The sequence below is a fragment of the Chroococcidiopsis thermalis PCC 7203 genome (assembly GCF_000317125.1).
In the GTDB taxonomy this organism is placed as follows: domain Bacteria; phylum Cyanobacteriota; class Cyanobacteriia; order Cyanobacteriales; family Chroococcidiopsidaceae; genus Chroococcidiopsis; species Chroococcidiopsis thermalis.
The window spans coordinates 1,162,665-1,187,984 of the sequence record NC_019695.1 but is presented as its reverse complement, the minus strand read 5'-3'; the positions used below and the strand labels follow the sequence as shown (position 1 = coordinate 1,187,984).

Sequence of the window (25,320 nt, the reverse complement as noted above, 5' to 3'; positions counted from 1 at the left end):
TTAGCAACTGTTGCCGCCGATCATCTTTTTTCCATTGGGATTTCTAGAGCTTGACCGCACCGCTCTACGTGCCATAGGTAAGTCGGTCGGGCTGCTAATGGGCTGCTTGGAATACGATAGTGCTTGCCTAGCTTGAATAGTCCCAGCGAACGCAGCTTTCTTAGATGTCTAGGCGATATTCCTAGAGCTTGAGCTGCCGTGGTGCTATCCACCCAACAGGATGTTGGCTGGCTTTTAGTCTTGGGCATGGCTGCCTCCTAAAGTCTCGCACGCACTATCAACTCGCTGCAAGTCTGCAATTGGTATCCATGTGGTAAAACTTCCATCTGGTTTGCGACAATCAGCTACGCCGTATCCAGGATCTACCCTATTAATGACCAATGGTAGATTGCACAACTGCTGAAACTGAGGTTGCTTACTGATGCATTGGACGCGATCGCCGCTTCTAAATTTTGGCGCGATCGGGCTGCTAAAAGTCTTGGATGTATCGCGATCGGGAATTGAATTTTTTACTGCTTCTTTTTCACTAAGTTTTGAAGCCAATAGGTCATCAGGGTCGTCAGAATCGTTGCTGTTACTGGGATTCAGGTCGTCAGATAGGTCGTCAGATAGGTTGTCAGACGAGTCGTCAGCCGTCAACTTTTCTTCTACTGTTGGCGTAGTATTCCCATCAGCCCGCAGCTTTAATCCACAAATAACCCGCCGCCCTTGTCCGTCACGCCCTGATTGAATGTCGCCCCATCCTAGAGTTTGCTGGCATAACTCAATTAGGTCGGCGCTGAAATTATTCTTGCCCTTTGCTTGGAGTCCGCTAATACGGCAGTAGTGGTTGTACGATCCAAACAGTGTAGAGTCGTGTGGGTCGTATTCTTTGTCTGCCCACTGATGGCGATCGCTGCCTATTTGGGTTTTAACAGTCGGATCGTGGATTAGCCATTCATTGAGCCACGCTGCGATTGAGTCGGTGCGAATCTTGGATTGCCACAGGGTAGGGTTGACTTCATCCTTGCCAATGCATCGCAGGACGCGGGTAATTTCATCGTTAGGAATGGATAGCAGATAGTTAGTCAAGGCTGGTAGATCTGGCTCAAACTCTGCCTCTAAGTCCCTCACTTTATCCGCCGCTGGTTTGCGGTCAAAAGGCAGCATGACTATCCGCCGCGTCAACCAGCTACCGCCGTCCGCATGGAAGATGGGAGCGTTACTCGTGACAATTACCATGCCTGGAAAGCGGAAATTTAGCCCATCCTTATACAACCGCCGTCCGCTTAATGTGTCTTGACCCGTCAAGCGTTTAAAGTTGGACAAACGACCCGTTACCTTGTCTTGATCGGGCAGAATCACTAGGCGCTTGCCAATTATCCTTGCTACCTCGTGTTTATCCTCTAAGTCTTGAAGGCTGCCATTCCAGCAGTTTTGGGAGCCAATCAAAGCTTCTGCGAGCCGAGTGAGCGTAGATTTACCCGTGCCACCAACGCCAATCAGATGCAAAAACTTATGTAGGTCAGCCCTGCCACGCAAGATTGCTGCTAAGAAGCACAGCAGGATTTCTTGATGCTGCCGATCGCCGCCCGTCGCTTCTTCCAGCCAGTTTCTAATCTTTGTCCAATCGGTGGTTACGGCATTGTAAGGACGCGGTAAGCACCAGGTAAGGCGATACCCTGGAGCGTGTTTGTGAAACTGTCCCGTTGCTAGTTCCAAGACTCCATCGGCAAACGGTAGAATTTCGCCAGCCGATCGCTCGTGCCATTCCCGCTCAAATAATTGCCAGCGCATCTGGGCAATAACATTGATGACATAGCTAGCACTGCCATAACCAACAATGCCTTTAGATTCTAGGATTTTGTTGACGACCGATCCTACATACTCGTCACTCACTGCCGTCCAAACGCCATCGCGCTCTAACCCATATTGCATCCAGCCCTTGTGCTGGTCGCTCCATAGCAGCCGTTCGCGGTAATCTTCGCCGATCTCCCGCCCGATTATGTCCGCTGGTGGCTTTTTCTGGGTTCTAAGACTGTCGCGCTCGTCTAGTGAAGCAAGTTGTTTCTCCCAAATCTCAGTATCTACAACCTTGCCCATCACTTCTCTAAGGAAGCGATCGCCACCGTGATTCTGGATGTAATCGTCCATACCCTTACCTTCTGCTACCGTCCATAGTCCAGTAGCACTGTAGACTGGGATTTTAAACTTCTTGAGTTTATGTGCTAGCTTGCGCTGTGCCCAGATTACAGCCTTGTTGGTAGCGCAGTCGGCATCAAAAGCAATGATAAAGCCAAACCCAGCTTTAGCATAGCGTTCTAAGGTTGGTACTAGATAGCGTCTGCCTTGGATGTCATCGCTACTGCTGGTTAACCCCATTTCTACACCCAGCAGGGCAATGGTAGGAATGCCGCTGGCACAACCCGCAAGCGCCTTAAAGAATCCTTCAGTTAGAAGTAAACAGGGATATGCATCAATTTGATAGGCTTGCTGCTTCAGCGCCGCAATATCATTCCAGTAATGTGGGTTGCTAGGGTGGCTCGGTAGCATTGCGTCATACTCACCCAGTGGGGAGCGGTACTTAGGCGCTTTCTTGTCATCTTCCACTTTCCAAGGTTTATCGGGCTTGTATTGACCTTGGTAATTGCAGCCTTTTAGCCAAATGCCGTCTGATTGTGCTGTATACCCTAGTTGCTGTGTTGCTTCGTTAGCCGTAACTGAATGACAATTGAGTAGAATCCACTCAAGGCTCAAGCCACGTTTTTCTAGACATTCTTGGCGATGCCGTGCAGAGAGAGTGTTTTGAGTAGTTTGTTGTAGGACTGCTATCATTACACCCCTCCTAGTAAGCCAGCGTAGTGTGAGATCGCGTAGAGGTGTAAATTGCTGATGCCCAACTCTGCCGCGTAGAGGGCGATTGCAGTTGCCCTCACTTGTGACTCAAAATCTTGAAAGTATTCCAACGCCTCAATTATGGAAGTGAGGCAGGGAAGTGTAAACTTAGTAAAGTTTCTGTTATTTTTCATGGGCGGTTTCTCCTTCTGCCCAGATATTCCGATCGCGATCGCCCCAAACTTTGCTACCTTAGCAGTGGTTTATGTTTAAGCCCTGGGGCTTCCGCCTTTTTGTTGTCGGTATCCAACCCAAATGTGCGCTGAGGCTAGATTCCGTTGTGTAGCAAAGGATCTGCAAAGGCTAGTTTGGTTTTTTGTTTGGGGCGAACATTGTCGGAATATCCAGGCTTTTTCTTTTGGTTTACGTTTAAGACCAATTAAGGCTAGTTTTTACGCTAATCCAAAAAAGGCTCCTGTGCGAATTCGGCGGCATAATTCCCAATTCTTCATAATTGGAGAGTATAAATACTCAATTTTTTACAGGCAGCTTTCGCTTTTTGGATTGCTTAGTCGAAGCAAGCTGACGATCTAAGTCAATCCAATTCATCTGAAAATTCTCGCTTTCATTTGCTGTACTTATAATTTTTTTAAGTGCTCGCAAGCAGGGGTAGTAATAGTCTTTTTGAAAATCAGTGTCGGTGGCAGCAATTTTACCCGCTTGCAGAAGCAACCATGAAGTCAATTCGCCACCAGGGTGTTTTGCTACATCAGCAGATAATATAGGTGTTGTTCTTCGCTTGGAAGGCTCCAGTTTACGAAAAGGCTCTAGCTCGTAAAGAACCTTTAAGCAATTCCGAGCGTTGTTAATTGCTTCTTTCTTAAACCTGAATTGTGGATAGCCCGTTAAGGCTTGCACAAAGCTGTCTCGGATGATGAGACTAATACAGGCATACCATAACAATACTGGTGAACCAAAAGAACGGATTAAGCCATCATCCGATCTAGGATGCACTTGTATTGCCAGCGTCAAAAGAGAGTTTATAAATCTGGCAAATGGCTCATAAGCCTGCATCTCTGGAAGCAAGAGTAATTCAGATTGTGGCTCCCCTAACCGAATCCACCGCAAAAATAGAGACAAAGTTTTACAGCGAAATTGGTGAATTAGAAAAAGTGTTTGTTCATCATCATTTAGCTTAACAGCGGGTTGAGGTGGCAATTCTGCTATCAGATAAATGAGAGTAGTTATCACAGAATCTTTGCTCATAGGATAGGGTGAGTTTGTAGTTATTTTGTTGAGCGGAGACAGCCCAACAAGATTTTGTCCCATCTTCTTGCAAGATGGGCTTTTTTTTGTATTGATAGCGGAAATTGATGTTTCTATACTTTAACTAGCTCTAGAAGACATTTGGGCTGTCTTAGTGACTGCCTCAAGTGTTTCTCAGCGTACTTGGGAATGAAGCGTAGTTTGGAGTAGGAATCTAGCGAAAAAATATTACAAAACGCTTAAACCTTTTTGTAATATTTTTCCTTCTCACCGTACCAACGCGCCGACTTTCTTGTTCGTTTGATCGTAAATGACAACTGGCTCCAGAAGCTTGTGTATTCTTGCATCGGCGTAAGTGAAGCGTACTTCGACGTTGGGGCGCGTCTTGGGCATGGTCACGCTTTTACCCAAGATCGTTTTAGTTACAGGCGTTTCGGGATAGCGCGATGCCCGATCGAGGTTTTCGCCCTTGGTCATGTACTTCCAGGTTGGTGTATGCCCTTGCAGGCTCAAGATTTTGGTAACTAAATCTTGCGCTTGGCTGGCACTGCGAGCGAGAATTTGCATTTGATATCCCCTGTCCCAGTCGGCGTAAGTATACAATTCTTTACCTTTTTGCCAGACATAGCCGTTGTTAGCACCAAAGATCTGCTTGATCTGCTGTCCGATGCGAGTCAGCTCGCCCAGAGTAATTGTCTCGCTGGTTTCGTTCATCAAGCGCCAGGTAAGCCGCCCTGGTACTCTACGCTCGCCGTGATAGCCTGGAGCGTTAGATCCCTTGTTAAAATCCGTGTCTTGCAAGAAATGCAGTCTAATTTGGGGTCGGAACCGCCGATCGGGATGGGCTTCGCTGTCGCGGTCGCCACCAGCGCCAAGATCCAAACCTTCTAGCATTTGATGTATTCCTAGAATCAGGGTGATCGCTGGCTTGAGGTTTTCGGTCGTTCCCTTGAGGATGATTTTTTTAGACATAGCGAGTTATAGCTTTTTTGCATAGTTGCTAAGTCAAGCATATACGCGCTCATTCCCACGGCTCCTCAACCCGTCCTGGAGAATAAATTTCTGACGACCTATCTGACGACCTATCTGACGACCCATCTGACGACCTATCTGACGACCTATCTGACGACCTGTGACTCAACTTATATAAGGGTTTTGACGAAATCTGACGACCCTGACGACCTGTTACCTTCCAAAACTTTATGATAAGTAATTAGAAAAAATTACATACAGGTTACGCTGTGAGGATAAAACGAGATTAGTCTATCTAATGTGTGGTCATCCCTAAAGCTAAAATATGACGAAGCTGATTATTTTCTGTCACAGCTTAAGGTGCATGTAAAGCATCCTAAAATTTTCTTGTTTTACCTCAGTGCATTCCTTTCTAGTGCGCGTAGTGTAACGTTTCACCTACAGAAACAGGCAGCAAGCCAGGGCAAGACAGATTTATATCGGCAACTGCAGAGGGAACTACTTTCTGATAAGGTTTGTCAATTCTTTATTGATGCCCGAAACCAAACCGAAAAAGAGAGTTACCTCCAATTATCGTTATTCTATATGAATGGAATGCCGCAAAAGCCAGGAGAGAAGCCTGCTTGGATGGTACGTGCTATTGCAAGCATAACAATTGGAAGCAATGAGCCATTTTTTAAGTATATTGACGAGATTTTAGAGCGCGACTGGGATTGTGCTCACAGGATTTATAGCTCTCATGGGCATTATCAGGAGCAGTTTGTATGGATGTTTAAAGGATATCCAACTGGTACAGGTAAAGCTGGTTATAAGAAGGTGCTCTCTGCCTGTGAAGAATATCTGGATAGACTTTGGGCACTGCTAGTTAAATTTAGAATTCAACTTGACCAGGCTTTCCAAGATCAACTTGGTGACAGAGAACAAAAGTGAAGTTTGTCGCTGTATCAAGCAGCGATTTTAGGTCAAAAATTAGGCAAGATTTAAACAAGAGCCTGTAAGAGCCTTGCTAATCAATACTTTTAGTTCATCCCCTATCGGTCTGCAAAACCTTTATCCCCCGGTTCAAATCCGGGTGTCGCCTTAAGGAGTCCAGCTCACAAAAGCGTTCTATAGGTTCAGTCTACTAGGACGCTAGTACTATTTTTTAAGTTTGGGTTACTTGAGGTTAAAAGACGATCGACGCAAATAGACGATCGCTCTGCCAGCCGTGGGATATGGCGTATGCAACGCCAGATGCTATAAGCGGGGAAACCCCGCCAACGCACTAGCTTCTTTTTAGTGCAGTCTTAAAAAGCATAGTAACACTAGGTAAAAATATGAGATAGTAATTCTAGGTGGAGGTACTTCAGTAGAGGGGTAGAGGGGCAGGGGAGCTATTACCAATTACCAATTACCAATTACCAATTATCAATGACCCCTCTCACAGATTTAGCAGCAATTCCATATATTGATACAGACGGTCAATTACCAGCACAGTACCAAGGTAAAGTAGGAGTCTATGCAATTTTTGACTCGGACAAGGTACTGCAATATATCGGGTATTCTCGCGATGTTTATCTCAGTTTGCAACAGCATTTCGTCCGCCAACCGCAAAAGTGTTATTGGCTGAAAATACAAACCATCGACCGTCCCAGTCGGTCAGTCTTGGAAAATATTCGCCAGGAGTGGATTGAGGAAAATGGATCGGTTCCCCCTGGAAATGGTGCTGATGAAACTATATGGACTCAACCAATTGATGCTAAATTATCGCTGACACCTGAAGAACAAAAAAGTTTAGCAGATGGTGATGAATTGGCTCAAATAAAAATTTTAAAAACTGCGGCAAGACGAGTTGAAGCAGAAATTTCATCCCAATTACAAACTCGCGGTTTGCAAATGCAATTACGGTTTAATCCTAAGCTCAAAGAACAGGGATTATTAGACTTGAAGTAATTGCTCGCATAGCCGATCGCCGCGATCGCGCCTATATTGAAAAAAGTGCGATCGCCAGATAGAACAGACAGAATGGAAACAACAACAGCAGTTAATCCCTTTCTTGAGGGTAACTTTGCGCCCGTGCGTGAAGAGATGACTTCCGATCCGCTTAAGGTGATTGGCGAACTCCCTACCGATTTATCAGGGATGTTCGTGCGCAATGGTCCCAATCCTCAGTGGACACCCATCGGACAGTATCACTGGTTTGATGGAGATGGGATGTTGCACGGAGTCGAAATTCGTCATGGCAAAGCTAGCTATCGCAACCGCTACGTCAGAACGCGAGGCTTTGAAATTGAGCAAAAAGCAGGTAAAGCCGTGTGGAGTGGCTTATTGGAACCACCTCAACCTGACAGCAACGGCTACAAGAACGCTGCGAATACTGCCTTGGTATGGCACGCAGGGCAACTTCTAGCCACTTGGGAAGGAGGTGCGCCCCACGCGATCGAGGTTTCCCAGTTAGAGACGAAGGGCGAGTATACCTATAACGGTAAGTTAGCTTCTGCTTTTACTGCCCATCCTAAAGTCGATCCAGTGACGGGCGAGATGATGTTTTTTGGTTACTCGTTTGCTCCGCCGTTTGTCAAATACAGTATTGTTTCTCCACAAGGCGAGTTATTGCGCACGATACCGATAGAATTGCCGATGGGGGTGATGATGCACGACTTTGCCATCACTGCCAATTACACGATATTTATGGATCTGCCGATGACTTTTAACCCCGCACGGATGCAGCGTGGCGAACTTGGGTTAATGTTTGAACGCGATCGCCCCAGCCGTTTTGGTATTCTCCCCCGTCATGGCGACAGTGACAGTATTCGTTGGTTTGAATCTCCTTCCTGCTATGTCTTCCATACCCTCAATGCTTACGAGGAGGGAGACGAAGTAGTGCTAATTGCCTGTCGCATGAGTTCTACTAATGTCTTTGTGACGCAGCCAGAACAGCGCGATCCTGATGGCGATATTCCCCGTTTGCATAGTTGGCGGTTCAATCTTAGCACCGGAACCGCGCGGGAGGAAATGCTAGATGACGTATCAGGAGAGTTTCCCCGCGTTAACGAAAATTTGTTAGGGCGCAAAACCCGCTATGGTTATGTAGGAAAAATGGCTCCTACACCTCTACCTTTGTTTGACGGTTCGATCAAATACGACCTTCAAGCAGGTTATTCTCAAACCTACGAGTACGGTAAAGGACGTTACGGTGGTGAGGCTGTGTTTGTTCCTCGTCCTGATGCGACTATAGAGGATGATGGGTGGTTAGTTACCTACGTCTACGATACTGATGCAGGAACTTCTGAATTATTGGTGCTAAATGCCCGAGATTTGAGTAGCGATCCTGTGGCGCGGGTATTAATTCCTCAGCGCGTACCTTATGGCTTTCACGGAACTTGGGTATCTCAACAGCAGTTGGATGCTTCCGTATAGTAGGGCAAATCCAAGATAGATCTCGGTTAGGAATGACAAGATCTTGCCGATCTCCCAGCCCCTTTAAAAAGGGGGTTTTGTCCCAACACTTCTCGGTTAAAATTCGATCCCCCCTAGCCCCCCTTAACAAGGGGGGTTGGGGGGATCTCCAAGGGCTATGTAATCTAACCGAGAAGTATTAGATTTTGTCCTCTCTTGTATAAAATCATCCTGCCTTCAAAAAAGAGTTGGGAAGAGATCGATTGCCTAAGTCTCGATAGATTTGATTTTTCCTCTGCCTGTAGTCAGGTTTTCTACTTCTATCTTCAGTAGGTTTAAGCAAGTTAAAAATCTTTGTTACTGTGCAAAAGGTTAGTCATAATCTGCTAACAGCAAAGATAAGTTTAGCCGAAGAAGTTTAGAAGGAGTTAATATGACATTTACTCAAAGCAACGACCAGAATCTCAGTCAACTTGTTGCTTCAATTCAAAAATTAAATGTAGACGATCAATTAGCTTTGTTCTACTTCATTTACAAGAAAATGGGTGATTCTATCACCCCAGCCGCCCCAGGAGCTAGTACTGCATCTGCGGATGTAGCTGAAGGTTTATTTAACCAAATTAAAGAAAAGTCTCACGAAGAACAACTACAATTTCAACGGGACTTAATTAATAAGGCTGATAACGAGTACACGCGGATGTATGGTTCGATGAGCGATACTACTAAACTACTATTTTGGTATCGTCTAGCTCAAGGAATGGACAGCAACGTTATCAGTCCCATGCCTCCAAACTACGAGCTTTCCAGTGAATCAAAAGAGATATTAAACCAGCTCGAAGGGATAGATTTCGAGCAACAAATTACTCTATTCCGCGACTATGTATCGCCGATGGGCGCTGAACCTAAGCAAGGTGCAGAAGTATAGAGATAAGGGGGCGCGAAATTTCGCGCCTCAAAAGATTCTGGAACGAAATTACAAATCAAAAATAACAGCAAAGAGGTAAACATGGCATCTACAAATGTTAACGATCTCAAGCCACTAGCAAAACAATTTACGAGCTTAGATATCGACGATCAGCTAGGAGTAATGGCTTTAATCTACAAAGAAATTTCTGGTTCGATCCCAGCAGATAGTTTACCAACAAGCTCTAGTGATGTTCAAAGCATCGTCGGAAGCGTACAGAAAATGTCTTCTGAGGAGCAAATAAATGCTCTACGCGATTTGTTGCCAGCCAACAAAACAGACCAAAACGAAACTATGCTCGATCCTAATCCTGCTAAGGCACTGCCTGAATTGCTCCAAGGTAAATCAGAAGTTCCTATAGGGGAATATGGGAAATTGAATCCTGAATCTAAGTTAGCAGTTTGGTATCTTTTGGCGCAAAAATTAGGTAGTGGAATTGTTGCCATTCCCAGCGACTACAGCCCCTCGGCGGAAGCGATGCAAGTCTTCAATTCCCTCAAATCTATGGGACAAGAGCAAATGGCTAATTTCGTAGTCAAAGGTATGGAAGAGTTGAGTTCCAACATCACAGAACCGCCCAAGAATGCGGAATAAGCGATCGCTCAAATCAGATACAGCTAGATAATCTTCATTGCTACCAGGCTAAGTCTGATAGCATTTTTTTATACTCGATTAGGATTGCGTTTATCCACAACAAATGACCAATGACCAATGACCAATGACCCAACTTTTCCCGCTATTATGGTGGATTGGTGGTGGCTGTTTAACCGCCATTATCGGTGTCTTCGTAATTCTATATTTTCGAGGCACATTTCGCGATCGCATTGAGTACAAAGTCAAAAATGTTCCCGCGCCTCAAGATGCACGCTTTTCCCTCGCCCTAGCTAGCTTATCTAACTCTGTCATTACCAGCGGGCGTTCGACAGATTTTTGGCTGGAAGCAGAAGAAATCAATGCTGCACGACTAGAAGCCGTCCGTAGCGCCAAACATACGATTCATTTCGAGACATTTTTCATGACTCCCGGGTACAGGGCGAACGATTTCGCCGCCGCGATCGCCGAAAAAGCGCAGGCAGGTGTTAATGTACAAGTCATTGTCGATAAGTATGGGGTCAAAACTTTACCGCAGCGTTACTGGAGACGACTGAAAGCTGCTGGAGTCGAAGTCAGGTTCTTCAATGATTTTAACTGGCGATCGCCCATTGATTATTTTGCCCGCAGTCACCGCAAGCTATTAATTATTGATGGCGAATTTGCTTTAATTGGTGGTGCAGGTGTCTCCGACTATTGGGATGGCAGAGATAATATTCGCGGGACTCATCCTTGGTACGACTTTGAAACGCGGCTAGAAGGCGAAGTTGTCGCTGTGTTAGAAGGTATGTTCATGCAACACTGGACTTACGTGCATGGTACTGCTGACTTATCGACTACAGTTTCCCATCTGGGAGCGTCGAGCAACCCGACAATTCTCGTCACCGCAGGCGACGATCCTTCCTATCGTTCTGCATCAGTTAAAGCTTTATTTCAAGTTAGCATTCATGCTGCCAGACAGCAGGTTTGGATTGCTAGCCCCTATTTTCTTGCCGATAAAAATATCCGCATTGCGCTAGTTGATGCCAGAAAACGGGGGGTTGATGTCAAAATATTCACGAATGGAATTCGCTCAGACAAAAGATTTGTCTATTTTGCTTCCTGCGAACAATATCGCGACCTACTCGCTGCGGGCATAGAAATTTATGAATATCAACCCAGTATGATGCACGCTAAGGCATTGTTATTAGATAGTTGTTGGCTCAGTACTGGCAGTGCTAATTTCGACCCGCGTAGTTTTTTTCATAATGACGAGTTAGATATTTCTACTTCTGATATTCGCTTAGTCAAGCACGTTGAAAAAATATTTTTACAAGGATTTGCTAAATCCAAACAAGTCAGTTTCAGGGAATGGAAAAAACGCCCTTTATCGCAAAGGGCGTTAGCTAAAATTGTTCTCTTTTTTGAATCGCAATTGTAGAAATACAAAATTTTGTGTCTCTACTAAATATTTCGTGCTACTCCAACGTCATTGACTTTTGCAGGTAAAATAATGCCGTAATATAAAGCAGCAACTGCTGTTAAACCGTTCAGCAAAACGTTGCCACCAAAAATTGGCATCAACCCAAATACTGTGTTGGTCGCAGGAATGACTCCTAAAAGAGCAATTAAGATGTAGGAAACGGCAAAAAAGCGGTTAAATACCCGCGCACTACTTGCACTGGTATAGGAAGCAATCCCAAAAATTCCTACAGCACAATGGACTAAATTGTGTAAGAAATTGGTAGGAAATGCCCCAAATAAATAGCCAAATCCGGCAGAATAAGCTCCTGTTGCAACATCTGGTGGAACGTATGAGGCGTTGGTTCCAGGTAGGTGAACGAAAGCTGGAATAAAGCCAGCAATACCGAGAATTAAAAAAGTAATTCCAAGAACTAGAGCGCAATAACGCTCTGCCATGTTCATTTTGTCCATTTTCATGGCATCCATATTCGCTATTTCTCCCGTCACTAAGTACAAATTCTTGTTGTTAAAAAAGTCAACCCCTATATTCTCTAATTCAACTTATATAACTGCGATCGCACTCTATCCAAAGATAGGGATGGGAAAATTCGGAATTCGGAATTCGGAATTCGGAATTCAGAGATAACGTTAAAAATATTTTTAATGTCGCAATTATAATGTCTGCAAAAAGGAAGACGATCTTCTGGTGACTATCGAGGTAACTCTTTTGGCATGAACAAAACACACAGTTTTAAATTCCTGCGCCAAAACCCATAATTCGTTCTACAGTCAAATCTAAATTAGGGAAGAATTGGGAAATGATGCGATCGCTGCCTGTAAAACTCGTAAAACTGATAACTGACTAATGTAAAATCTATAAAGCCTGCATCCACAGCTGATTGTGCCTTATCAGCCTAGCGTTACTCTCTGTATCAATCCTAGTGACCCCCAGCATCCACACGTCCAAGCAGGGGGAAACAAGTTTTGTACGACTTGCGGCGCGGCGATCGCGTTGCGAGAGCGTTATATTCCACTCAAAAAATTAGGAACGGGTGGATTTTCTGTAATTTACAGCATTTGGGATCTGCAAACTCAGACCGAACGAGTGTTGAAGATTTTGCTAGAAAATGGCGCTAAAGCAAGACAATTATTTCAGCAGGAAGCGGCAATTTTAACCAGCCTCAACCATCCTGGGGTTCCTAGAGTCGAGCCAGACGGCTATTTTCACCTACCCGCCAGCAATTCCCAACGGGATCTATTTTGTCTGGTCATGGAAAAAATCGATGGTCAAACTTTAGAGGCTATCCTCGACAAGTACGACCGAGGTTGTCCAGAAGAAATGGTTCGAGATTGGTTCGGACAAGCTTTAGAAATTCTACAGGTATTGCATAGTAGGCAGATCATCCACCGCGACCTGAAACCCTCAAATTTAATGCTACGTCAAGAAACAAATCGACTAGTATTGATCGATTTTGGTGGAGCCAAAAAAAGGCGATCGCGTCAGCATTCCGTGTCAGCCGCAGAAAGCTCAACTCGTCTCTATTCCCCTGGCTACAGCCCTCCAGAACAATCTTCGGGACGGGATGTGGAACCAGCCGCCGATTTCTATGCTTTGGGTAGAACGACAATTGAATTACTCACTGGTCAGCCTCCCTCTGAGTTGGAAGATCCCGTAACCAAAGAGCTGAGTTGGAGACATTTAGTCCAAGTTAGCTCATCATTTGCCGATCTCCTAGATGAATTAGTGCAGGAAGATGCCCGCCTGCGTCCAACTAGTGCTACGGCGATCGAACAAAGGTTATTACAAAATCCGCCGATCGAAACGCAACCATCTGTATATCAAGCGATTCATCAACTGAGTTTGAATGGCTGGAAGCGATCGCAACTCATAGCTACCTACTTAACTCACCGCTTAGCGCAAATTAGCAAACAGCGATCGCCCCAACTTGTGAATCAAATGCATCAGATTGCTGCGCGAACGACGAATTTGTTCGCTGAAACAATTAGGAAGCAATCGCCGCCATCAACCTTTCAAACTCACAATACTACCTCCCAGGGATCGCATACTCTACGACAAGCAACTCAGCGCAAACTATCGACAAGCCGCTTTGCGTCCATACCATTTGTTACCAAGATCGGTAGAAGCCTAACAAATATAACTCGTTCTCTATGGCGATTGACTACCCAAGTAGGACACGCTGGAATAGATACTATCCGAGCAATTGTGTGGAGCGCGATCGCGGCTGTTGTCGGAACTAGTATCGGCTTTATCTTTGGTTATTTTTCTCCCCTGGGAATCGCAGTCAATAGCTTTCTAGTAGAATACCTACCCCAACTGATGACAGACTCTCAAATTGCCACAGAAGCAGAATCGATCGTGTTTGCCTCTGCGGGGTTATTTACAGCGTTGGGATTGACCGCACTAGGAGTTTTTGACCAACGACGGCGCTATTTCATCTCTGCTTTGCTAGGTGCTAGTGGTTATGTTTTGGGCTGGTTGTGTTGGACTTTAATTACGCCTTACATGGGAATTTGGAGCTTGCCTGCAACTGTTTGCGTGGCGATCGCCTTTCTCGTCTCTGGCTTGGGTTTGCGCCGTCATCGCTTTTTTCATGCCACCGTTGCTGCTGTTAGTACGGCGATCGTGTTTACTATTCTCGTTCGGCTCAATCTTTTCCCAGCCCTAATTTTTCATCTTAGCCCGCAACCAAGTTGGTTTGAGCTTCAGTTGTATGCTACCTTTTTTGGCGCGATCGCCGCGATCTCTAGTTGCTGTCTGGGGATTAGCCACTACATCCTTATTCCTTGCTGGCGTTGGTTGCAGCGCTAAAGAGAGCAAGAGGCAGAATCTGCAAAAGATTTCTTCTGTCTCCTGCCCTTTACAATTGCATATCTAGACGCAAGCCTTACCGCACGCTGCTATTGCTGGCATTCACGAAATTCTCTCGAACCTCCTCCAGTTGGTTCTGGAATTTGATTGGACTCGCAAAATATTCCAGCTCTATCGGTGTTAGAGCCGGAAGTTGAGGTTTGCGATTCAGGGGTAGACGTATCGCTAGCATCGGGGCTAGTCGTAGCATCAGGACTCGTGGTTTCGGGCGTACCTGCATCAGGAGTTACGTCAGGCGTAGTCGTTCCCTCTGGACTCGTACCTGGCGCGGGGCTAGTTGCATCGGGTGTAGTTGCATCGGGTGTAGTTGCATCGGGTACAGTCGTATCCGGTGTAGTTGCATCGGGTGTAGTTGCATCGGGTACAGTCGTATCCGGTGTAGTCGTTCCTTCTGGGCTTGTACCAGGCTCAATTCCTGCGGGTGGAGTTGTTTGACTATCGGGAGTCGTAGGTACTTCCTGGGTTTGAGCTTGTAATAGGACTGAGGATTGTGGCTTTGCTTGAGCTGAGAAACCGCCTACGAGCAATAGGGCGAGAACAGAACCACCTGTCAAAAACTGTTTGAGCATATTTCACTGTCTCCTTTGCTTTAGCTGTCGTGCTAGAAATCTAGAAATTCATAGCTCAGCTTGGCATTTCTGAGTTTATTGCCACCTGTACCATAATGTAGATTTGGTATTTTTGGCTACCGATGTAGTCGATACAAATATTTCTGTCATAAAAATTACTTTTTACGATCGAAGTCTATCTTTCAACTGCAACGAACCTACATTTTTTGTATAAAAAATTACTTGAGCCTTGCTCGCAGACAAAGTTACATAAGTAATAACTAGCCAACTAAATAAAGGTATTATGGTTATTTATAAAAAGAGCTAATAACTACCCGCAACTCACGACTCACAATTCACTGTATGGTTTATGACATCTCAGAAAACTAATTCGCCAGATCCAGCAACGACAACTCAAGAAACAAAAACATCAGAAGCATCTGGATGGTTGCGACTATGGCGATCGCAGGAGGAAAATATTCGCCTAGTTGCGATCGCTCTAGTTATGGCACTGATAATTCGCATTTTTGTGGCGGAACCGCGCTATATTCCCTCAGATTCGATGATACCCACCTTACATACAGGCGATCGCTTGGTAGTCGAAAAAGTCTCGTATTGGTTTCACCCAGCTGAAACAGGCGACATTGTAGTGTTTGAACCACCTGCACAGTTGCAAAGTATGGGTTATCACAAAAACCAAGTTTTTATCAAACGAGTTATCGGTCAACCTGGGGATACCGTCAGCGTGAAGAACGGTCGAGTTTATCTTAACGGGCGATCGCTCTCGGAAGATTATATTGCCGAACCGCCTGCCTATCAACTCAACTCAGTCCAAGTTCCAGCAGAATCTTACTTCGTCATGGGAGACAACCGCAACGATAGTAACGACTCCCACGTTTGGGGCTTTTTACCTCAACAGAATATTATCGGTCGTGCCGTATTCCGTTTCTTCCCCCTCGATCGCATGGGATTTATCTCAAGCTAGCGCGATTTTCAGGCAAAACAAAAAGTTAGCTAGTCTCTTGGCGTGGAATGCTGAATCTTCAAGCTTTTAAACTCTGGCGAAAGCTAGAAGGAGTGGTCGCAGTATGTTTTTTAAAGAAGCGAGAAAAGTATGCTGCATCGTTAAAGCCAAGTCGAAAGGCAATTTCCTGCACGGATTCAGTCGATCTTGACAGCATTGCTTGGGCTTCGGATAGAGTTTTTTCAATCATCCAGGCGTTGACAGATTTACCCGTTTTGCTCTTAATCACCGTACTGAAATAACCAGGGTGAAGATGCTGCGCTTGGGCAAAGTCCTGCACTCGATATGGGCGATCGAGTTTACCCATTGCAAGATCGCGAAAATGAGCTTCCAGGTTGCGCTTGAATGTCATGACAATCTCTGAACCCGTTTGCGATTCAGCCAAAGGATTATAGGTATTCCAAAACTGCTCTTTAATTTTGAATAGCAGTACAACTGTCAAACTGCCAATAATTTTGAATTTGTAGGCAGAATCCGATTGGTATTCTTGTAAAAGTTGCGTTCCCAAGTCGTCAAAAATTTGAAAAACTTCGCGATCGGGATAGTGCGGTGGCACAATCTCTGCAATTAAAAACGGAAAATCATCAAAAATATTTTCATGGACGTATTGCTTCAGAAATGTTTCTGAAAACGTAATCACGTAGCCATGCGATAGTTCGTGAATCTTAAATCCTTTGACGTGACCGGGATTAGTAAAGTAAATCGTCCTGTCCTTTGTTTCGTAAGATTGACCGTCAAGAATGTAGCGACCCCGTCCTTTACGAATGAGCAAGATCGAGTAATAGTTAGCGCGAAATAGGGGAGACTCGATCGGCACATTGCTATGAACTAGCTCAAGCTGATGAATCGTAAAATCAACGTCTTGTTTTAGGGTTCCACCCATTGATGCATAAAACTCAGACATGGAGTTGTAAGCTTTAATCGCATCAGACATTGGCATACTCTACTATTTCAAAGTCTGCCTTAATTGTACTTTGTCGGGTATAGGTTGATACGAATAAGCAAACAAAGTCCGCTGGTGCGGACTCAGGGAAAATTAAGGGTTTTGAACCTGCGTTGTTTTGAAATTGCGTTATTTTGACTCCTCGCATCCTGAAGCCACGACCAAACGCCAGTCACCTAGTCCCGCGTTTATTGTCAAGTCAGGTTTTTTGTCTGAACTAGGCGATCGCACCGATGCTAACGGCGATCTGCGGGATACGTACTCGATGCGTACACAATTAAGAGAACGCACAATAAAAAAGCTGCTAATAAACCGAATAAAACTCCAGTTGCAGTTGAAGCAAATTGCCCTTCACCGTAGGCAAAATAATAGATGTGATGCATGAAACTACCTCAAACTCAAAAATTTTGATGCGATCGCAGCAAGGCGATCTATCCGAGTTTCTACCAACCTACATGAATACCTCGAACCATGAGTGAGGCATTGGCAAGCTCCAAAATGATTAATAAAAACAAGAAAAACAACAGCATTAAACCTACCATTAACGGTGTTGTACCCCAACCAGGGGCAACCTTACCAGCTTCCGAATTGAAATTTCTGAAAAAGTATTGCACGGGGGCAGTTTTTTTAGGTTGATATTTTGGTTGTTGCATAAATGAGGGGTGAGGGAGATAAGGGAGACAAGGAAGACAAGGGGGAACTCGCTCTTCCCCACGACCGAAGGGAGTGGGGATTAGGGGGCGAAGGGGGCGAAGGGAGACAAGGGAGACAAGGGGGAATTTATCGACTCCCGACTCCCGACTCCCCAGTTATGCAGCAGGTTCTCTAGTGCCAGCCATAGCTGCGACAGGTATTTTCTTACGTGTAGTAAGGTCTCCTACCTTCTGGAAGACACCAAACTCCACCTGTTCGTCCAAACCAGGATCGATACCAGCAAAGACATCTCGGAAGATAGCGCGGGAACCGTGCCAAATATGCCCGAAGAACCACACTAAAGCAAAACAACAATGGAAAAAGGCAAAGAATCCGCGATTGCTGGTGCGGAATACGCCGTCAGAGTTATAGGTTTCGCGATCGAAATCAAAGACTTCACCGAGTTGAGCTTGACGGGCAAATTTCTTCACCGTGCTTGGTTCTGTATATGCTTGACCGTCTAATGTGCCACCCACAAAGCTAACCGTAACGCCTTTTTGCTCGAAGCTATACTTGGCTTCTGCTCTACGGAAAGGAATATCGGCGCGGACGACATCATCTTTATCTGTCAAAACGACTGGGAAGGTTTCAAAGAAATTCGGCATTCTGCGCACGTTTAATTCCCGTCCTTCGCCGTCTTTGAAAATGGCATGACCGAGCCAAGCTTTGGCGACTCCATCTCCATCCACCATCCGACCGACTCGGAACAAACCACCTTTTGCCGGACTGTTGCCAACGTAATCGTAAAACGCTAGCTTTTCAGGAATTGCCGACCAAGCTTCCGAGAGGCTTTTACCTTCAGCTAAATTGGATTGAACGCGGCGATCGATCTCTTTTTTGAAGTAATTTTGATCCCATTGAAACCGAGTAGGACCCCATAATTCAATCGGAGTGGTAGCAGTGCCGTACCACATCGAACCGCAAGCAACAAAACCAGCGAAGAAGAATACTGCCAACCCGCTAGCAAGTGCGCCTTCAATATTTCCCATTCTCAAGGCTTTGTACAGTACCTCTGGCGGTCGCGTCACAATATGGAACAATCCGCCAATAATACCGACAATTCCCGCCGCAATGTGGTGCGCCACCACACCACCAGGATTGTAAGGATTAAAGCCTTCTGCTCCCCAGACAGGCGCAACGCCTTGGACGTGACCAGTTAATCCATACGGGTCGCTGACCCACATCCCAGGTCCAAAAATTCCCGTTAAGTGGAAAGCACCAAAACCAAAACAGAGTAACCCTGCTAACAATAAATGAATGCCAAAAATTCTGGGAAGATCTAACACTGGTTCGTTTGTTTTGGGGTCGAAAAATGTCGCCAGGTCCCAATAAACCCAGTGCCAACAAGCGGCAAGAAATTCTAATCCTGAGAAAATAATATGGGCGATCGCCACAGTTTCAAACGTCCAAAAACCAGGGTCGGCAACCGATTCACCTGTAATACTCCAACCTTGCCAAGAATTAGTTACTCCCAAACGAGCCACAAAGGGCATTAAAAAACATCCCTGTCGCCACATTGGGTTTAAAACTGGATCGCTAGAGTCGTACAATGCTAGTTCAAATAACAGCATGGAACCAGCAAAACCCGCACACAGAGCGTTATGCATTAGGTGTACGGCAATAAGTCGTCCTGGGTCATTTATGACCGATGTATGTACTCGATACCAAGGTAATCCCATTAATTATGCTCCTTTTGGTAATTGGTAATTGGTAATTAGTAATTGGTAGTTGGTCTACGATCGCTGGTCAATCGCTACTCTTTACTACTCACTACTTACTGTCCCATCAAACAAAAAGTTGTAGGTAGGTTCTCGATATAAAATTGGGAAAAAAGTATTTTATTCCAATTAAAAACAAGACGAGAACAAATAGTAAAATCCAATCAATTATGGGATCGAGAATTTTCTTCTGAACTGTTTTTTGCATGGCATTTGACTAAAAACAATGAAGGAAAAGTAGTTTTTTAAATTTTGACAATGTTTTACATGCTGGAATCTAGGCTATGAACCCTATTCAAGTGATGAAACAATTGCGGGTTTTGTCATTAGCCATCGATCGCTATGTAAATTGAAAGTACAAATGACCAATGACCAATGACCAATGACAGCATGTTGAAGAAAAGGGGAAGAAGCCAGAACAATCTTCTTCCCGCTGCGCTCCAAACTTGTCTAGTCAAGCGGGGGCATAGATAAAACTGGTTCGTCTTCGCGATCGATGCCTCTTTCAAAACCAGCAGCCGCAGCTCTAGCGCGTCCGGCGTGCCATAAGTGACCGACTAGAAATAGAAAAGCGAAAACAAAGTGAGCTGAAGCTAGCCAAGCGCGAGGAGATACATAGTTAAAGGAGTTAATCTCCGTAGCCACACCACCCACAGAGTTGAGAGAACCCAGAGGTGCATGAGTCATGTACTCAGAAGCACGCCGAATTTGCCAAGGTTGAATGTCATATCTGATTTTCTCCAGGTCGAGTCCGTTGGGACCGCGCAGTGGCTCTAACCAGGGACCTTTGAAGTCCCAAAATCGCATCGTTTCACCACCAAAGATAATTTCTCCAGTTGGCGATCGCATCAGATATTTACCCAACCCCGTCGGACCTTGAGCAGAAACCACATTTGCCCCCAACTGCTGGTCGCGTACCAAGAAGTTCAATGCTTGCGCTTGCGATGCTTCTGGCGCAGTAGGACCATAAAACTCGCTGGGATAGGCAGTGTTATTAAACCAAATAAAACAGGCAGCAATTAAAGCTTGTCCAGCCACATTTCCTAGACTTTGAGACAGGTAAGCTTCACCAGACCAGATGAAAACACGCTCCGCCCACTTAAATGGCTTAGTTAAAACGTGCCAAATACCACCAGCAATCAAGATCGATCCCATCCAAATGTGACCCCCGACTATATCTTCCAAGTTGTTGACGCTGGCAATATTACCCGCACCACCAGTAAAACCTTTGAAGAGATAGCCAAAAATGATTCTGGGGTCGAGGGTGGGATTGGTTACGACACGGACATCGCCGCCGCCTGGAGCCCAAGTATCGTACAAGCCACCCAAATACATAGCTCTAGCGACTAACAAGAGCGCTCCCAAGCCCAGAGCAATCAGATGATATCCCAAGATGCTCGTGACCTTATCTTTATCAGTCCAGTCAAAATCGTAGAAACCTGCTAGCCTTTCCGGTCCTTTAATCGAGTGATAGACACCACCAAAACCGAGAACTGCCGAGCCGATGAGATGTATGGCGGCGATCGCAAAAAATGGGAAAATATCAACGACTTGACCACCTTGCCCAACACCAAAACCCAAAGTAGCAATGTGGGGCATCAAAATTAAACCCTGCTCGTACATCGGTTTTTCCGGTACGTAGTGGGCAACTTCAAACATCAGCATTGCGCCTGCCCAGAAAGCCACTAATCCAGCATGGGCAACGTGAGCGCCTAAAAACCGACCGGACAAGTTGATAAACCGTGCATTTCCAGCCCACCAAGCATATCCAGTAGACGCTTCATCCCGTCCTTCTCTAGGCGTATCGACATTAGTTGTGGTTGTAATCGAGCGATCGAAAGGTGTTTCCATTTTTGAATTGGTAATTGGTAATTGGTAATTGGTAATTGGTAATTGGTATTTACGCGACTTATCTATTGCCCCCTTTTTAAGGGGGTTGGGGGATCGAAAAATTAAGTTACCTCCTCGAAGATCCCCCCTTGGAAAGGGAGGAACAAGAGAAACTACCACATCGCGTTAATTGATTTTCACGCACCACTCCTACAGGGCATTTCCGCGCGGTAAGACTTCTTCGGGGAATTGGAATTTTTCGTGAGGTTGGTCTTGGGGTGCTAACCAAGCTCTGGCTCCCTCGTTGAGGAGAATATTCTTGGTGTAGAAAGTTTCAAATTCTGGATCTTCTGCGGCACGTAATTCTTGGGAAACAAAGTCGTATGCCCGCACGTTAAACGCTAAACCTACCATGCCAATTGAACTCATCCACAAACCCGTAACGGGAACAAATAACATGAAAAAGTGCAGCCAACGTTTGTTAGAGAAGGCAATCCCAAAAATCTGCGACCAGTAGCGATTAGCTGTGACAAAAGAGTAGGTTTCTTCTGCTTGGGTAGTAGAAAAACCTCGGAAGGTATTAAAGCCTTTGGTATCTCTAAATAGAGTGTTTTCTACTGTAGCCCCGTGAATCGCACACAACAAAGCTCCACCCAAAACACCAGCTACCCCCATCATGTGAAATGGGTTGAGGGTATAGTTGTGAAAAGCTTGGAAAAATAGTAAGAAACGGAAAATGCCGGCGACTCCGTAGGAAGGCGCAAAAAACCAGCTAGATTGTCCCAAAGGATAAATTAAAAAGACGCTCACAAACACAGAAATTGGAGCAGTGAATGCTAAGGCATTGTAGGGACGGATACCTACAACTCTGGCAATTTCCATCTGCCGCAGACAAAAACCAATTAAACCGAAAACGCCGTGTAGAGTGACAAAACTCCACAAGCCACCGATTTGACACCAACGGGTGAAATCCCAATTAGCTTCTGGTCCCCATAAAAATAGTAGAGAATGACCCATACTATCAGCTGGAGTGGAGACAGCAGTGGTGAGAAAATTGCAACCTTCTAAATAAGAACTAACAACGCCGTGGGTATACCAGGAGGTAACAAAGGTAGTGCCAGTGAACCATCCGCCAATTGCCATATAAGAGCAGGGAAAGAGCAACAAACCAGACCAGCCGATAAACACAAAGCGATCGCGCTTCAGCCAGTCATCGAGTACACCGAACCATCCCCACCCAATCGGGGTAGATCGAATTGCTATAGTCATATGTTAAGTTCCTGTTATTTGTCATTTGTCATTTGTCATTTGTCATTTGTTATTAGTGAATTTTGACTTTTCACTCCTAACTCCTAATTTTTGACTTTTGACTTTTAACTTTTGACTTTACCGTTGCCAATCTGTTCGACCGTTATTTTGAAAATAGGGTGCGCCAGGAGAGGAAATGACTTGCAAAATGAGGTCGAAGTAAGGAATGACTTCGGCTGCATCTTCTGGTGTTAACATGGCGCTAACTTCTGCTTTGACGCAAAGCATATATTGGCGCACATTTTCTAAGGGGATGCCGACGCTGTTGTAAAGTTCTTTCATTCCAATTAAGCCAATTTCCTCTAACGGTTTCTCATTTCCGGCTAGCAGGCAATAACTCACCAGACGGATGTACCACCCGATATCCCGCATGGCTGCCTCAGTTTTACGGGCGTTACCGCTATTACTGGGAGTTCTGGGGCAGATCTTCCAAAATTTTTGCGTCGCTCGTTCGACAATCTTTTTTTCGTTCTGTGCTAGAACTTTCGCCAGACGGATACGCTCTGTTCCCGATCTATAGAAATTTTGCAGGGCGTGAATTTCACCAGGAGTCAGGTAGCGTACCTCTTCATCAGCGTTCAGAATCATTTGCTTGACTATACTCATAGCTCTCCTCTAAGCTCTCTTCCGGTGAATTACTGCGATCGCCTACTATTTCCGCATGTCTCATCTCGGTTGCTCTGTTCGATCGCCCATCGCTGGTAATTTGATTCAGAATCGGTTGTTCGACAAACTCAGTTAGTGCTGCCCAATTCGCTTTTCTAGGATTGTATTTATCGGGAACGGTTTCTGCTGCTTGTTCGCGTCTTAACTGATTTTCATGACGCGGCGATCGCATTAAGTAACCCCTTGCCGTAACGTAGCGTTCGTAAGGCACTGTATTTTCTCCAAAACACTCTAAGTATTCGGGACTGTCGATAATGGCATCGATCAGCGCGTAGAAGCCTCTCGTGGCGCAGATGTCATAGTAGCGATTCATTTCTTGTCGTCCGTAGGTGGGACGACCCATCAACCGTCGATGGATGTATTCAATTGCCTTCGTCACGTAAAGCGAATCCCAATATAAGCTACGGAATACTTTCGACTTGGCTAACTGCCGCACGAACTCCCGCACGCTAATTTCGCCCCCTAGCAGCTTCGATTCGGTACTGGATAGCGGTTGCCGCTGACCTTCATATAAAGAGCGCCCGAATACCTGCCGATAGGCTCCTTCAATAAATGCTGGGGATGAGTGGTGTAAAAGATTAACGCTAGGACTCTGATGCCCTGCTTGAGTCACACCGTTTGACTTACCGTTGGCATGATGCAAGGGTTCTAGCTTCAGTACCCTAGTACCCAAGGAGCCAGGAACTTTACCCAAAGCATTACCGTTGAGCTTGTCGGGACTACCTGCACCAGAACCGATTAGAATGCGGCGCGTATCCTTGTTAAAAAATGCAGGTTGAGGATGAGGATTGCGAGTTTCCTGGGGAAAGATTGCCCCAAATTGAATTTCTAGCGGGTCATTACCGCAACCGTAAGGATGCTGTTCGGGTAGGGGTTTCTGGTAACTACCGAATAGAGTAATAAACTGAGGGACTTTCCGCACTGGAGCGCTGTATTTAAATAAGTCTAGTTGCGGTCCCCAGTTGCGACATTCTTGCGCTTCTTGACCCAATCCCCGTAAATACGGGACTGTCTCTTCACCAAAATAATCGCTGTACTCCGCAGAATCGACAAACGCATCGACCAAGGCAGGCAAACCCCCTTTAGTCATGACATCAAAGTATGTCTGAAATTCCTCGCGACTGCTCAATCCACGTCCCAAGAAGTGTCGCGCCGCCAGTTCGATCGCCCGACTAATGGTAAAAGGTTCATAGAATAATCTGCGGTAGAGACGAGATTTACCCAAACGGCGCACGAACTCCTTCACGGAGATATTTCCACCAATGAGCTGAGATTCTAACTCAGCTTTTTGGGTAAACCCATACGTATCGGTTACATCGCGCTCAAATACGTGACGATAGATAGCTGCGATCGCCTCTTGTTTCTGAGTTAGCGTTGCTGCCTGCTTGAAGACGAATTTCGGTCGCACTTCTGCTGACATCGAGTAACTTTGCGGCAGTTGCAATCCTTGTTGGTCGTTGGAAACACCAATTCTGACTTGATTTGAGGGTTTATCGGTCAGATATTCGGCAATCAGTAAGTCAAAGTAACCCTTAACTAATTGGGTTGCCTCCGCATCCTCTAAGAAATAGTCGAGCGACTGTCGCCGCATTGCCCGCAGTGCCACAATAGTAGCTTCTGTAACATCTTCAGGAATTACGCCGCGCAAGCCTCGGACGTTGGCACTTAAAATACTGCCATCACCCGCCACAATTGCATAGGTGATATAGCGTAAAAACCACGCCAAATCCCGCATCGATCGCTTCATCCTGACTGCACCATAGCGAGACACATTGATGAAGCGAAAACCACCAGGTAAAGGATCTTGATTATTAAATAGGTCGCGAAAACGCTGCAACCAACCACTCAAAGGATTGCTGTAGTAGGCAACTTCTTGGATTTTTAAAGCCTCTTTGACCATCACAGCACCAGCTTTTCTTCTAGCAGCCGTGAGAAAATCTTCACCGACGTAGTAACCAGAACCAGGCAATCCAATCTTTTCTTTGGGCTTTTCTAAATAAGCCATCGGCGAACCGCCAACAAAAATTCGGTTAGCCCCAGCTAAGACAATTTCATCAGCATGTTGAGTCAGCGTGTTGGCAATTTCTAACAATTTCACGCCCGAACTGAAAAAATCAGCGAGTTCTTGTAGTTCGGTATTTTTTAAACAACGGTCTTGTTGTACCGCATGAGAAATCACTGCAACTGGGACAGTATGATATCGTTGCGGTTGAGTTACCGGACTTCCACCACTTGCTTTTACACTCATTGTTAAAAAGGTAATTGGTAATTG

General features: G+C 45.5%; 24 protein-coding genes. 9 read left to right on the top strand and 15 right to left on the bottom strand.

The genetic code is table 11. The features are described from left to right. Positions 1-20: 20 nt before the first annotated feature. From CHRO_RS30265 to CHRO_RS05205, 5 genes are all read right to left on the bottom strand, one after another. Entirely contained in the window at positions 21-248 is a 228-nt protein-coding gene (locus tag CHRO_RS30265) for a MerR family transcriptional regulator (protein WP_015153139.1), read from the bottom strand. Next, on the bottom strand, positions 235-2,814 hold the full coding sequence (locus CHRO_RS29460; RefSeq protein ID WP_015153138.1) for a DUF3854 domain-containing protein: 2,580 nt from the start codon (positions 2,812-2,814) through the stop codon (positions 235-237). Before CHRO_RS29460 ends, CHRO_RS30265 begins: the two co-directional genes overlap by 14 nt. Beyond that, positions 2,814-3,008 (bottom strand): hypothetical protein, encoded by a 195-nt coding sequence (locus tag CHRO_RS05215; RefSeq protein ID WP_015153137.1) that lies wholly within the window; start codon positions 3,006-3,008, stop codon positions 2,814-2,816. Before CHRO_RS05215 ends, CHRO_RS29460 begins: the two co-directional genes overlap by 1 nt. 337 nt (positions 3,009-3,345) lie before the next feature. Beyond that, positions 3,346-4,080 carry a hypothetical protein gene (locus tag CHRO_RS05210; protein WP_041462365.1) on the bottom strand — a complete coding sequence of 245 codons (735 nt, stop codon included), beginning with the start codon at positions 4,078-4,080 and terminating at the stop codon, positions 3,346-3,348. A gap of 267 nt (positions 4,081-4,347) precedes the next feature. Beyond that, a complete protein-coding gene (locus CHRO_RS05205; RefSeq protein WP_015153135.1) occupies positions 4,348-5,052 on the bottom strand; it encodes a hypothetical protein in 705 nt (234 codons plus the stop codon). Between the two features lie 300 nt (positions 5,053-5,352). Between CHRO_RS05205 and CHRO_RS05200 the strand changes: the two genes are divergently transcribed. From CHRO_RS05200 to CHRO_RS05175, 6 genes are all read left to right on the top strand, one after another. Beyond that, a complete protein-coding gene (locus CHRO_RS05200) occupies positions 5,353-5,982 on the top strand; it encodes a hypothetical protein (protein ID WP_015153134.1) in 630 nt (209 codons plus the stop codon). 480 nt (positions 5,983-6,462) lie between these two features. Continuing rightward, positions 6,463-6,984, top strand: coding sequence for a GIY-YIG nuclease family protein (locus tag CHRO_RS05195; RefSeq protein ID WP_015153133.1), 522 nt, complete (start codon positions 6,463-6,465; stop codon positions 6,982-6,984). A gap of 72 nt (positions 6,985-7,056) precedes the next feature. Further along, entirely contained in the window at positions 7,057-8,451 is a 1,395-nt protein-coding gene (locus CHRO_RS05190) for a carotenoid oxygenase family protein (protein WP_015153132.1), read from the top strand. Positions 8,452-8,863: 412 nt separating this feature from the next. After that, the gene (locus tag CHRO_RS05185; RefSeq protein ID WP_015153131.1) at positions 8,864-9,355 is read left to right on the top strand and encodes an orange carotenoid protein N-terminal domain-containing protein; all 492 of its coding nucleotides are present in this window, start codon (positions 8,864-8,866) and stop codon (positions 9,353-9,355) included. An 81-nt stretch (positions 9,356-9,436) separates the two neighbouring features. After that, complete coding sequence (locus CHRO_RS05180) at positions 9,437-9,988, top strand: orange carotenoid protein N-terminal domain-containing protein (RefSeq protein WP_015153130.1); 552 nt, start codon at positions 9,437-9,439, stop codon at positions 9,986-9,988. Positions 9,989-10,112: 124 nt separating this feature from the next. Further along, positions 10,113-11,405 carry a phospholipase D-like domain-containing protein gene (locus CHRO_RS05175; protein ID WP_015153129.1) on the top strand — a complete coding sequence of 431 codons (1,293 nt, stop codon included), beginning with the start codon at positions 10,113-10,115 and terminating at the stop codon, positions 11,403-11,405. 23 nt (positions 11,406-11,428) lie between these two features. On the opposite strand, the gene CHRO_RS05170 is transcribed toward CHRO_RS05175, so the two are convergent. After that, positions 11,429-11,914 carry a DUF4383 domain-containing protein gene (locus tag CHRO_RS05170; protein WP_015153128.1) on the bottom strand — a complete coding sequence of 162 codons (486 nt, stop codon included), beginning with the start codon at positions 11,912-11,914 and terminating at the stop codon, positions 11,429-11,431. Positions 11,915-12,329: 415 nt separating this feature from the next. Here CHRO_RS05170 and CHRO_RS05165 point away from each other — a divergent pair, with 415 nt between their 5' ends. Next, on the top strand, positions 12,330-14,258 hold the full coding sequence (locus CHRO_RS05165; RefSeq protein ID WP_015153127.1) for a serine/threonine protein kinase: 1,929 nt from the start codon (positions 12,330-12,332) through the stop codon (positions 14,256-14,258). A gap of 89 nt (positions 14,259-14,347) precedes the next feature. Here the strand turns inward: CHRO_RS05165 and CHRO_RS29455 are convergent, their stop codons facing one another. Continuing rightward, positions 14,348-14,887 (bottom strand): hypothetical protein, encoded by a 540-nt coding sequence (locus CHRO_RS29455; RefSeq protein ID WP_015153126.1) that lies wholly within the window; start codon positions 14,885-14,887, stop codon positions 14,348-14,350. Positions 14,888-15,236: 349 nt separating this feature from the next. Between CHRO_RS29455 and lepB the strand changes: the two genes are divergently transcribed. Beyond that, positions 15,237-15,851 carry a signal peptidase I gene (lepB, locus tag CHRO_RS05155; RefSeq protein ID WP_015153125.1) on the top strand — a complete coding sequence of 205 codons (615 nt, stop codon included), beginning with the start codon at positions 15,237-15,239 and terminating at the stop codon, positions 15,849-15,851. 58 nt (positions 15,852-15,909) lie between these two features. Here the strand turns inward: lepB and CHRO_RS05150 are convergent, their stop codons facing one another. From CHRO_RS05150 to psbH, 3 genes are all read right to left on the bottom strand, one after another. Beyond that, positions 15,910-16,824, bottom strand: a complete 915-nt coding sequence (locus CHRO_RS05150; RefSeq protein WP_015153124.1) for a helix-turn-helix domain-containing protein — start codon at positions 16,822-16,824, stop codon at positions 15,910-15,912. A gap of 245 nt (positions 16,825-17,069) precedes the next feature. Further along, on the bottom strand, positions 17,070-17,216 hold the full coding sequence (locus CHRO_RS31650) for a hypothetical protein (RefSeq protein ID WP_015153123.1): 147 nt from the start codon (positions 17,214-17,216) through the stop codon (positions 17,070-17,072). A gap of 60 nt (positions 17,217-17,276) precedes the next feature. Next, complete coding sequence (gene psbH / locus CHRO_RS05145; RefSeq protein ID WP_015153122.1) at positions 17,277-17,486, bottom strand: photosystem II reaction center phosphoprotein PsbH; 210 nt, start codon at positions 17,484-17,486, stop codon at positions 17,277-17,279. Positions 17,487-17,488: 2 nt separating this feature from the next. Here psbH and CHRO_RS31645 point away from each other — a divergent pair, with 2 nt between their 5' ends. Beyond that, a complete protein-coding gene (locus tag CHRO_RS31645) occupies positions 17,489-17,662 on the top strand; it encodes a hypothetical protein (protein WP_015153121.1) in 174 nt (57 codons plus the stop codon). Here CHRO_RS31645 and psbB read toward each other — a convergent pair. The 5 genes from psbB to CHRO_RS05120 all read right to left on the bottom strand — a co-directional run bounded on the left by psbB (position 17,643) and on the right by CHRO_RS05120 (position 25,296). Continuing rightward, complete coding sequence (gene psbB, locus CHRO_RS05140; RefSeq protein ID WP_015153120.1) at positions 17,643-19,205, bottom strand: photosystem II chlorophyll-binding protein CP47; 1,563 nt, start codon at positions 19,203-19,205, stop codon at positions 17,643-17,645. The two genes, CHRO_RS31645 and psbB, sit on opposite strands and share 20 nt — an antisense overlap. A gap of 489 nt (positions 19,206-19,694) precedes the next feature. Then, on the bottom strand, positions 19,695-21,095 hold the full coding sequence (psbC, locus tag CHRO_RS05135) for a photosystem II reaction center protein CP43 (RefSeq protein ID WP_015153119.1): 1,401 nt from the start codon (positions 21,093-21,095) through the stop codon (positions 19,695-19,697). Between the two features lie 189 nt (positions 21,096-21,284). After that, a complete protein-coding gene (psbD, locus tag CHRO_RS05130) occupies positions 21,285-22,343 on the bottom strand; it encodes a photosystem II D2 protein (photosystem q(a) protein) (RefSeq protein WP_015153118.1) in 1,059 nt (352 codons plus the stop codon). Positions 22,344-22,460: 117 nt separating this feature from the next. After that, complete coding sequence (gene apcD, locus CHRO_RS05125) at positions 22,461-22,988, bottom strand: allophycocyanin subunit alpha-B (RefSeq protein ID WP_015153117.1); 528 nt, start codon at positions 22,986-22,988, stop codon at positions 22,461-22,463. Further along, entirely contained in the window at positions 22,954-25,296 is a 2,343-nt protein-coding gene (locus CHRO_RS05120; RefSeq protein ID WP_015153116.1) for a phycobilisome rod-core linker polypeptide, read from the bottom strand. Before CHRO_RS05120 ends, apcD begins: the two co-directional genes overlap by 35 nt. Between the last annotated feature and the right edge of the window lie 24 nt (positions 25,297-25,320).